6 protein-coding genes are annotated in these 9,597 nt (G+C 74.6%); all 6 read right to left on the reverse strand.

Annotated elements, in window-relative coordinates:
• Nucleotides 1-120: 120 nt before the first annotated feature.
• Nucleotides 121-1,749, reverse strand: a complete 1,629-nt coding sequence (locus tag ACQKM2_RS40270) for an ABC transporter permease (protein ID WP_427719056.1) — start codon at nt 1,747-1,749, stop codon at nt 121-123.
• Nucleotides 1,746-2,699, reverse strand: coding sequence for an ATP-binding cassette domain-containing protein (locus ACQKM2_RS40275; RefSeq protein WP_427719059.1), 954 nt, complete (start codon nt 2,697-2,699; stop codon nt 1,746-1,748). Before ACQKM2_RS40275 ends, ACQKM2_RS40270 begins: the two co-directional genes overlap by 4 nt.
• Nucleotides 2,700-2,978: 279 nt before the next feature.
• On the reverse strand, nt 2,979-3,800 hold the full coding sequence (locus ACQKM2_RS40280; RefSeq protein ID WP_427719062.1) for a class I SAM-dependent methyltransferase: 822 nt from the start codon (nt 3,798-3,800) through the stop codon (nt 2,979-2,981).
• Nucleotides 3,801-3,859: 59 nt separating this feature from the next.
• On the reverse strand, nt 3,860-4,642 hold the full coding sequence (locus ACQKM2_RS40285) for a thioesterase II family protein (RefSeq protein WP_427719063.1): 783 nt from the start codon (nt 4,640-4,642) through the stop codon (nt 3,860-3,862).
• Nucleotides 4,643-4,705: 63 nt separating this feature from the next.
• Nucleotides 4,706-5,092, reverse strand: a complete 387-nt coding sequence (locus tag ACQKM2_RS40290; protein ID WP_042804885.1) for a nuclear transport factor 2 family protein — start codon at nt 5,090-5,092, stop codon at nt 4,706-4,708.
• A 195-nt stretch (nt 5,093-5,287) separates the two neighbouring features.
• Nucleotides 5,288-9,597: SDR family NAD(P)-dependent oxidoreductase (locus ACQKM2_RS40295; RefSeq protein WP_427719065.1), on the reverse strand; the 4,310-nt coding region annotated here is incomplete at its 5' end.

Genomic DNA, 9,597 nt, shown 5'->3' on the forward strand with positions numbered 1-9,597 from the left:
GGTGCGCTGTTCCGTGTTGGGGGTGGGGTGGGGCGGCGCGGCCCCCGGGCTTCCGGCCGCGCACCGGGCCGCCGGCGAGGCCCCGGCCTCCGCGTGTGTGCCGCGGCGCGGCGGGCGGGGTCAGGCGGCCAGGTCGCGCCGCCCGAACAGGGCGGTGCCCGCCCACAGGAGCAGCACCGCCACCGCGGTCAGCAGCACCAGCGGCAGCGCCTCGGCGTCCACCGCGGGCAGGGCCGGCAGGTGGCTGAACGGCGAGACGTCCCGCACGGCCTGGGGCAGCTTCAGCAGGGCGCCGAGCTGGCCGACGACCAGGCAGAGGGCGAGCGCCCCCCACGCGGCGGCGGAGGAGGCCGCCGGCGCGATGCCGAACACCAGGACGACGACGCCGGCGAGGACCAGGACCGCGGGGGCCTGGACCAGCGCCGCACCGGTCAGGTCGGCCACGCCCGCGCCGACGTCGCCCGCGGCGGCGCCGTAGGTGAGGCCGGCGGCCAGTCCGGCGACGAGCAGCAGGACCAGCGAGCCCGCGACGGCGACGGCCACGTGGCCGGCCACCCAGCGGCCCCGCCCGACGGCGGTGGCCAGCAGGGCCTCCAGCCGTCCGGAGGTCTCCTCGGCCCGCAGCCGCAGCAGCGCCTGTACGACGAAGCCCGCCGTGATCGCGCCGACCATGACCATCATCGAGGCGAAGAAGGTGTCCACGGGGGCGCCGCCCCCGCCGCCGATCTTGCCGAGGGTCTCGGTGAGGTCGGCGTTGTCCTTCAGGGCGTCCCCGGCCGACTTGCCCATGCCGCCGATCACCGCGCCGAGCACGGCGATCCCCACGGCCCAGCCGATCAGCGAGCCGCGGTGCAGGCGCCTGGCCAGCCCGTACGGGCCGAGCAGGCCGGGTGCGGCGGAGGCCGGGCCCGGCCGGTCCTCGAACACGCCGGCGCCGAGGTCGCGGCGGGCGGACAGGCGCAGCGCGACGGTCGCCGCGGCGGCCGCGAAGATCAGCGGGACCACGAGGACCCACCAGCTGTCCTCGCCGAACGGGCTGGTCCGCTGGGCCCAGCCGATGGGCGACAGCCAGGACAGCCAGCTGCTCTCCACGACGGTGCCGGACGCCTGGACCTCTCCGCCGGCGTCGGCGATGCCGCGGATCAGGAAGGCGACGGCGATGAACGCGCCGGCCAGCGAGTTGGCGCCCCGCGAGGTGCCGGACAGCTGGGCGGTGACGGCGGCCACGCCCGCGAAGGCGAGCCCGGTCGCGGCGACGGCCGCGGCGGCCACGAGCGAGCTGCCGATGGACAGCCCGGCCAGCGGCAGCACGATGCCGAGGAAGATGAACAGGCCCACGTTGGCCTGGAGGGCCAGCAGCAGGGCCGCGGCGAGGCCCGCCTGCCGGCCGACGGGGGCCGCCCCGACGAGTTCGGCGCGGCCGCTCTCCTCGTTCTGGCGGGTGTGCCGTACGACGGCGAAGGTGCTCATCAGGCCGGCCAGGACGCACAGGAACGTCAGGACCTGCACCATGGCGAGGGCGCCCTCGCTGGTGCCGACGGGCGCGCCGCGGGTGAGCAGCAGGGCCGGGTTGTCGGTGAGGAGCTTGACCGCGTCGGTCCGGGCGGCCTCGTCGGCGTAGGTCTTGCCGACGCTGGAGGCCGCGCTGTAGGCGAGCGCCGCGGTGCCGTAGAGCCACACGGACAGCTGGATGCGGTCCCTGCGCAGCGCCAGCTTGAGCAGTGGCTGGGTGTTGGCGTACTCGCTCATCGCGCGCCCGCTCCCGCCTTGGCGCGCCGCCCGGTCTTCTGCTCGCCGATCTCCTCCACGTGGTCGCCGTAGTGGCGCAGGAAGAGCTCCTCGAGGGTGGGCGGGGTGCTGGTGAGGGCGCGGACCCCGAAGGAGGCCACGTGCGTCAGGGCGGAGTCGAGGTTGCCGTTGTCCACGTCGAAGCTGAGGTGGTTGCCCTCGGCCCGCACGTTGTGGACGCCCGCGAGCCCCTCGACACCGGTGACGGTGCGCTCCGACTCGACGGAGAGGGAGGTGCGGGTGAGGTGGCGCAGCTCGGTGAGGGTGCCCGTCTCGACGGTGCGGCCCTTGCGGATGATGCTGACGCGGTCGCACAGGGCCTCGACCTCGCCGAGGATGTGGCTGGAGAGCAGGACGGTGCGGCCCTGCCGCTTGACCTCCTTGACGCTGTCCTGGAAGACGGCCTCCATCAGCGGGTCGAGACCGCTGGTGGGCTCGTCGAGGATGAGGAGTTCGGCGTCGGAGGCGAAGGCGGCCACGAGGGCGACCTTCTGCCGGTTGCCCTTGGAGTAGGTGCGGCACTTCTTGGTCGGGTCGAGCTGGAAGCGTTCGACCAGCTCGGTCCGGCGGGCCTGGTCGATGCCGCCGCGCAGTGCGCCGAGGGTGTCGATGGCCTCCCCGCCGGAGAGGTTGCGCCACAGGCTCACGTCGCCGGGGACGTAGGCGAGCTTGCGGTGGATCTCCACCGCGTCGGCCCAGGGGTCCTTCCCGAGCAGGGTGGCCTGTCCGCCGTCCAGCCTCAGCAGGCCCAGCAGGGCCCGGATGGTGGTGGACTTGCCGGCCCCGTTGGGGCCGAGGAAGCCGTGCACCTCGCCTTCGCGGACGGTCAGGTCGAGTCCGTCGAGTGCCCGGAACTTCCCGAAGTTCTTGGTCAGTCCTGTCGCGGCGATTGCGTTCTCGCTCGGTGCCACCGCACACCACCTTTCACGATGTCGTTTTCCATCGGAGTCGTCGTCCGTACGATCCGTACGACCCCCCAAGACGACGGCACCGCAGCCGGGTCGCGGCCCGGATCAGCATTCCGCCGATCGCCTTTCCGGAGCAATGAGGGGGCGTATTCATGGCCTGATTCAGGGGTGCGTACGGGTTCCGGATAGGGGTTGCCCCGCGGACCCGGGCGACCTGCGGGAACGCCGCAGGGGCCCGGGAGCCGTTCGGCTCCCGGGCCCCTGCGAAGGTCCCACGGGTCGTCAGAAGGTGTAGCGCATCACGCGGTTGTACTTCCGCAGCACCGGTATCACGTTCATGACCTTGCACATCATCCGCGAGGTCCACGGCATGTGCGACACGTACGGCGAGTCGGTGAAGGTCCACTCCATCCGGTGCTCGATCCTCGGGTCCCACTCCTCCAGCGTCTTCGGGTCCTCCAGGCCCCAGATGAACCGCTGGCCGGTCGCCTTGACCGTCCAGTGCTTGTTCATCGCCTTCACCGAGAACGGCGTGTAGGCGTCGAACAGCAGCTCGCCGCGGGGGAACCGGCCGGTGATCCGGGTGACGAGGTCGCGGACCTGCTCCTCGGTGAAGTACACGAGGACGCCCTCGGCGACGACGAGCACCGGCCGGTCGGCGGGGACGTCCTCCAGCCAGTGCGGGTCGAGGGCGGAGGCTCCGACGACGTGGTGGTGGTCCCGCTCCGGGAACAGGTCGCGGTAGAGCTGCGCGACCTCCGGCAGGTCCAGGTCGTACCACTCGACGTCGTCGGAGGGGTCGATGCGGAAGACGCGGCCGTCGAGGCCGGCGCCGAGGTGGAGCACGACGGAGCGCGGGTTGCGGTCCAGGAAGTCCTGCACCCAGCGGTCCACCTCCTTGCCGCGGATGGCGAGGGAGATGGCGTCGTCGTCGCGCATCTTGAGCTGTGTCTTCAGCTCGTCGTAGTCCTCGATGGACTCGACCGCCTGGACCGCGAGGCGGTCGTTCAGGATCGGGCGCCCCGACTTGGCGTCATGGGCCCGTGAGTAGAGGGCGACGAGGAGGTTTCTCGTCGCCGCGCTGAACTGCACCTTGGTCTGCATGGGGAACACCCGTCTCGGTTCGTTCGGTCGGTCGGGTACGCCGCGCCGGCGGGCGGGCGTCAGCGCCCCGCCGGCACCGCGGTGAAGGCCGCGAGGTCCTCGATGACCGCCCGGGTCACACCGGCCTGCTGCGGGGTCAGGTAGAAGTGCCCGCCGGGGAAGGTGCGCAGGCTGAACTCCCCGCCGGTGAGCTCCCGCCACTCCATGGCCTCGGCGACGCTCACGCGCGGGTCGGACTCGCCCGTGAGGACGCTGACCGGGCACTTCAGGGCCGGTCCGGGGCCGTCGGGGAGGTAGCGGTAGGTCTCGACGGCCTTGTAGTCGCTGCGGATCGCCGGGAGGACCATGCGCAGCAGTTCCTCGTCGGCCAGCAGGCCCGCGTCGGTGCCGCTGAGGGCCCGGATCTCGGCGATCAGCGCGTCGTCGCCGCGGGTGTGGACGTTCTCCTCGCGCCGGACGGTCGGGGAGCGCCGGCCGGACGCGATCAGGCCGGCCAGCGGGACGCCCTCGCGCTCGAACCTGCGCGCGAGCTCGAAGGAGAGGACCGCGCCCATGCTGTGTCCGAACAGCACCAGCGGCTTGTCGGTCCAGGGCAGCAGCGCCCGGTGGATCTCCTCCACCAGGGCGGCCACGTCGTCCAGGGGCGGTTCGGCCCGGCGGTCCTGGCGGCCGGGGTACTGGACGGCCAGTACCTCGGCGTGCCCGGCCAGTTCCTTGGAGAAGGGGAAGAAGAAGGACGCGCTGCCGCCGGCGTGCGGCAGCAGCACCAGCCGGTGGTGCGCCTCCGGGGCGGGGTGGAAGCGCCGGATCCACAGGTCGCCGTGCTCGTCGGGGGTGCTCATCTGCGTACCTCTCCTTGGTGATCGCCGGTCGGGTGCGCCGGGTTCGGCGGCGCGGTGGGTGGCTCAGACGCCGATGTCGCTCATGCCCCAGAAGACGCGCATGTCCTCGATCAGGCCGTCGGCGTTGATGGTGAAGACGTCGACCGCGTTGATGTTGGTGCGGGTGCGGTTCGGGTCGAGGATGTTGGTCATGGTCGCGGCGACCGGTACGGCGACCTGCTTGCCGTCCTGGCCGACGGAGGCGTGGCCGGGGGCGACGGTGACCTCGGCGGCGATGTTGCTGTGGAAGTACTCGCGCTGGGCGGCGCGGCCGACGCGGGGCTCACGGCCGACCGGGTCCTCGATCCGGGCGTCCTCGGTGAAGTGGGTGAGGATGGCGTCGATGTCGCCCTCGTTCACCTTGCGGAAGTACTCCGCGACGATCTCCTTGCGCTTCTGCTCGTCCAGCATGGGGGTGTCCTCCACGGTCGTGACGGGTGTGCGTCGTGATGGGTGTGCGTCGTGATCGGTGTACGTACGCGGGCGTGACCGTAGGCGGGTGGCTTAAAGCCGCGCTTAAGACACCGGGCGGGCGGGTCCCGGAACGCGTCCACCCCCGGCGTCAGGACCGGGGGTGGACGGGTATCGGGGGTGTGCGCGGGTGGCTCAGCCGAAGATCCAGAACCGTTCGCGCTGGAAGGGGTAGGTCGGCAGGTCCACGCCGCGGGCGCCGCTGCCCGCGAAGACCGCGGCCCAGTCGACCGGCTCGCCGGCGCTGTGGAAGGCCGCGGCGAGGGCCAGCGGCCCGCCGGCCGCCGGGTCCTGGGACGGGGCCGTGGCGGCGGGGGCGGCGGTCATGGCCTCGGCGAGGCCCTCGGTCCAGTCCTCGCCGAGCGGTTCGCCGGAGTCGGCGTCCAGGAGGGCGATTTCCGGCCGTGCGGTGCCCGTCACCCGGGGCTCTCCCCCGTCGGCGAGGACGGCCAGCGCCTCCACGGCCTGTTCCAGGGTGAGCGCGCCCGCCACGTGCGCGGCGGCGAGCCGGCCGGGGCCCGACACCAGCAGCGCCTGCGGGGCCAGGCCCCAGCTCTCGTACAGCCGGAACAGGGCCACTTCCTCGGCGAAGGCCTCGGCCGCGGCCGGGAAGGGCGCCGCCAGCCGGACGTCGAGGTGTGCGCGTACGGCGTCCCAGGCGTCGGCGAAGACGGGCCGGGCCGCGTACAGGGCGTCCGCGAGGCCGCGTACGGCCCCGGTGAACGTGATCCGCGCGGTGCCTTCCGTGACGGCCCCGGGGTGTTCCCCGCCGCGCTCGACGGCGGCCAGGCCCGCGAGGAGTTCCTCGCGGCCGGCGGCGAGCAGCACCGCGCGGTGTTCGAAGGCGGCCCGGCCGGTGGCCAGGGTGAAGCCGACGTCGGCGGGGTCGAGGGCGGGGTCCTCGGCGAGTGCGGCGCCGATGCGTGCGGCCTGCGCCCGCAGCGCCTGCGGGGTGCGGCCGGAGAGCGGGACCGCGATCGTCTCCGGGGTGGTGCGGGCCGGGGCGGCGGGGGCCGGCTCCGGGGCGGGCGGCGCTTCGAGGATCAGGTGGGCCTGGGTGCCGCTGGCGCCGAGCGAGGAGACGCCGGCCCGGCGCGGGCGGCCGGTCTCCGGCCACGGGGTGGGTTCGGTGACCAGGCGGACGGTGCCCGCCGACCAGTCCACGCGGCTCGTGGGCTCCTTGACGTTCAGCATCCGCGGGAGCAGCCCGTGGCCCAGGGACAGCACCGTCTTGATGACGCCGGTGACGCCGGAGGCGGACTGCGGGTGGCCGATGTTGGACTTGACGGTAGACAGCAGCAGCGGCCGGTCGGCCGGGCGGTCCTGGCCGTACGTCGCCAGCAGGGCCTCCGCCTCGATGGCGTCGCCGAGCGGGGTTCCGGTGCCGTGGCCCTCGACCGCGTCGACGTCCCGGGCGTTCAGGCCGGCGTCGGCCAGGGCCTGCCGGATGAGGCGCTGCTGGGAGACGCCGCTGGGGGCGGTGAGGCCGTTGCCGGCGCCGTGGTGGTTGACTGCGGAGCCCCGTACGACGGCCAGGACCGGGTGGCCCAGGCGCCGCGCCCGGGAGAGGCGTTCGACGAGGACCATGCCGGCGCCCTCGCCCCAGCCGGTGCCGTCGGCGTCCTCGGAGAACGGCTTGCAGCGGCCGTCGGCGGCGGCGCCGCCCATGTGGTGCCAGGCGACCGGGGCGGACAGGACGGTGACGCCGCCCGCGAGGGACATCGCGCACTCGCCGCGCCGGACCGACTGCACGGCCAGGTGCAGGGCGACGCCGGACGAGGAGCAGCCGGTGTCGACGGTGAGGGTCGGGCCGTGGATGTCGAGGGCGTAGGCGACCCGGCCGGAGGCGATGGCGGGGGCGATGCCGCTGCCGAAGTGCGGTTCGCTCTCCTCGGGGATGCGCTCCGTGGGCAGGAAGCCCTGGTAGCCGACGCCGATGTAGAGGCCGATCTGCTCGTCGGTGAGGCCGCGGGGATCGACCCCGGCACGCTCGAACGCCTCCCAGGCGGTTTCGAGGAGGATCCGCTGCTGGGGGTCCATCACGAGGGCCTCGGCCTCGGAGATGCCGAAGAAGGCGGCGTCGAACTCGCCGATGCCGCGCAGCAGTCCGGCCTGGCCGAGGGTCTTGACGGCCTGGAACGCCTCCTCGCCGGCGGCGTCGGCCGTGCCTTCGGCGGGGAGGTCGGCGATCCGCCAGCCGCGGTCGCGCGGCAGGTCCCCGACGAGGTCCTCGCCCTCGGAGACGGCCTGCCACAGCTGTTCGGGGGTCTCGATGCCGCCGGGGAGGCGGCAGCTCATGCCGACGATGACGACCGGGTCGTCGTCCTCGGCGGCGGTGTGGCCGGCGGCGGGCGCGGCCGTGTCCTGCTCGCCGGTGCCGAGGAGTTCGGCGCCGAGGAAGCGGGCGAGGGCGGCCGGGTTCGGGTGGTCGTAGACCAGGGTCGCGGGCAGGGTCAGTCCGGTCGCGGCGGTGAGCCGGTTGCGCAGTTCGACGACGGTGAGCGAGTCGAAGCCGAGTTCCTTGAAGGCGCGGCCCGCCTCGACGGCCTCGCCCGAGGCGTGGCCGAGCACGGCGGCCGCCTGGGCCCGTACGAGGTCGGTCAGCAGGGTGGTGCGCTCGCCGGGGGTGGCCGCGCGCAGGTCGCGGACCAGGTCGGAGGAGGATTCGTCAACGGGCTGGGGTGCGGTGGGCGCGGCCTGCGGCACGAGGTCGGTGAGCAGGGGGCTGGGGCGCTCGGAGGTGAAGCCGGGCGCGAAGCGGGCCCAGTCGACGTCGGCGACGGCGACGAACGCCTCGTCGTGTTCGACGGCCTGGACCATGGCGTTCAGGGCGGCCTGCGGGTCCATTTCGAGGACGCCGCGGCGGCGCATGTACTCCTGTGCCCCTTCCAGTTCCATCATGCCGCCGCCGCCCCAGGCGCCCCAGGCTACGGAGGTGGCGGTGAGGCCGCGGGCCCGGCGGCGTTCGGCGAGCGCGTCGAGGTAGGCGTTGGCGGAGGCGTAGGCGGTGTGCCGGGCGGCGCCCCAGACGCCGGAGTTGGAGGAGAAGAGGACGAAGGCGTCGAGGTCGGTGCCGTCGAGGAGGGCGTCGAGGTGGTCGGCGCCGGCCACCTTGGCGGCCGACAGCTGTGCGAACTCGGCGGCGGTGGTCTCGGTGCCGAGGGTGTACTGGGGTACGCCGACGGCGTGGACGACGGCGGTCAGCGGCCGGTCGGCGGGGATCGCGTCGAGGACCGCCGCGATCTGGTCGCGGTCGCTGACGTCGCAGGCGGCGAGGGTCACGTCGGCGCCGAGGGCGCGGATCTCGGCGGCGAGTTCGGCCGCTCCGGGGGCTTCGGCGCCGCGCCGGCTGGTCAGGACGAGGTGGGCGGCGCCGGTGGCGGCGAGGCGGCGGGCGACCTGTGCGCCGACGCCTCCGGTGCCGCCGGTGACCAGCACGGTCCCGGACGGCTCCCAGCGGCGGACGGGCCCGCGGTCGCCGAGCGGGGCGCGCACCAGGCGGCGGCCGAGGACGCCGCTGGTGCGGACGGCGACCTGGTCCTCGTCGCCGTAGCCGCCGGCCAGGACCTTGGCGAGCCGGTCGAGGGCGCGCTGGTCCAGGGTGGCGGGCAGGTCGACGAGGCCGCCCCAGCCGGCGGGCTGTTCGAGGGCGACGACCCGGCCGAGGCCCCAGACGCGGGCCTGTGCCGGTACGGCGGGGGCGTCGGCTCGGCCGGCGGCGACGGCTCCCCGGGTGGCGGCCCAGTGCCGGGCGGTGATCCCGGCGTCGGCCAGGGCCTGGACGAGGACGTGGGTGCCGGTGGCGCCGGCCGCCTCGTCGAGGCCGAGGAGGGAGAGGACGCCGCCGAGGCCGGGCAGGGCCGCGGTGGCCTCGCCGAGCCGCTCCGTGAGGGCGTCGCGGTCGGCGGTGGCGGGGTCGGTCTCCAGGACGACGGTCTCGACGCCGTGGGCCGCGAGGCCCGCGGCGACGGTGCCGGCCACGCCCTGGGCGGCGGGCGGGGTGACGATCAGCCAGGTGCCGGCCGGGGCGGTGGGGGCGGGGGCCGCGGTCAGCGGGGTCCAGGCGGCCTTGTAGCGCCAGGAGTCGAGGGTGGAGCGGGCCTGCTGTCCGCGCCGCCAGGTGGCGAGGGCGGGCAGCAGCTCGCCGAGGGCGCGGCGCTCGTCGAGGTCGAGGGTGCCGGCCAGGGCTTCCAGGTCCTCGGCCTCGACGGCGGCCCAGAACCGGGACTCGGTCTCGTCGGCGGTGGCGGGGCCGGTGGCGGGCGTCTCGGGGCGGACGGGGGCGGGCTTGAGCCAGTAGCTCTGGCGCTGGAAGGCGTACGTGGGGAGGGCGACGGTGGTGGCGTCCCGGCCGGTGAGGACGGTGGTCCAGTCGACGTCGACGCCGCGGGTCCAGGCGGTGGCGAGGGAGGTGGTGAACCGGGCGAGTCCGCCCTCGCCGCGGC

It is taken from the genome of Streptomyces sp. NPDC004126 (assembly GCF_050275515.1).
Lineage (GTDB): Bacteria > Actinomycetota > Actinomycetes > Streptomycetales > Streptomycetaceae > Streptomyces.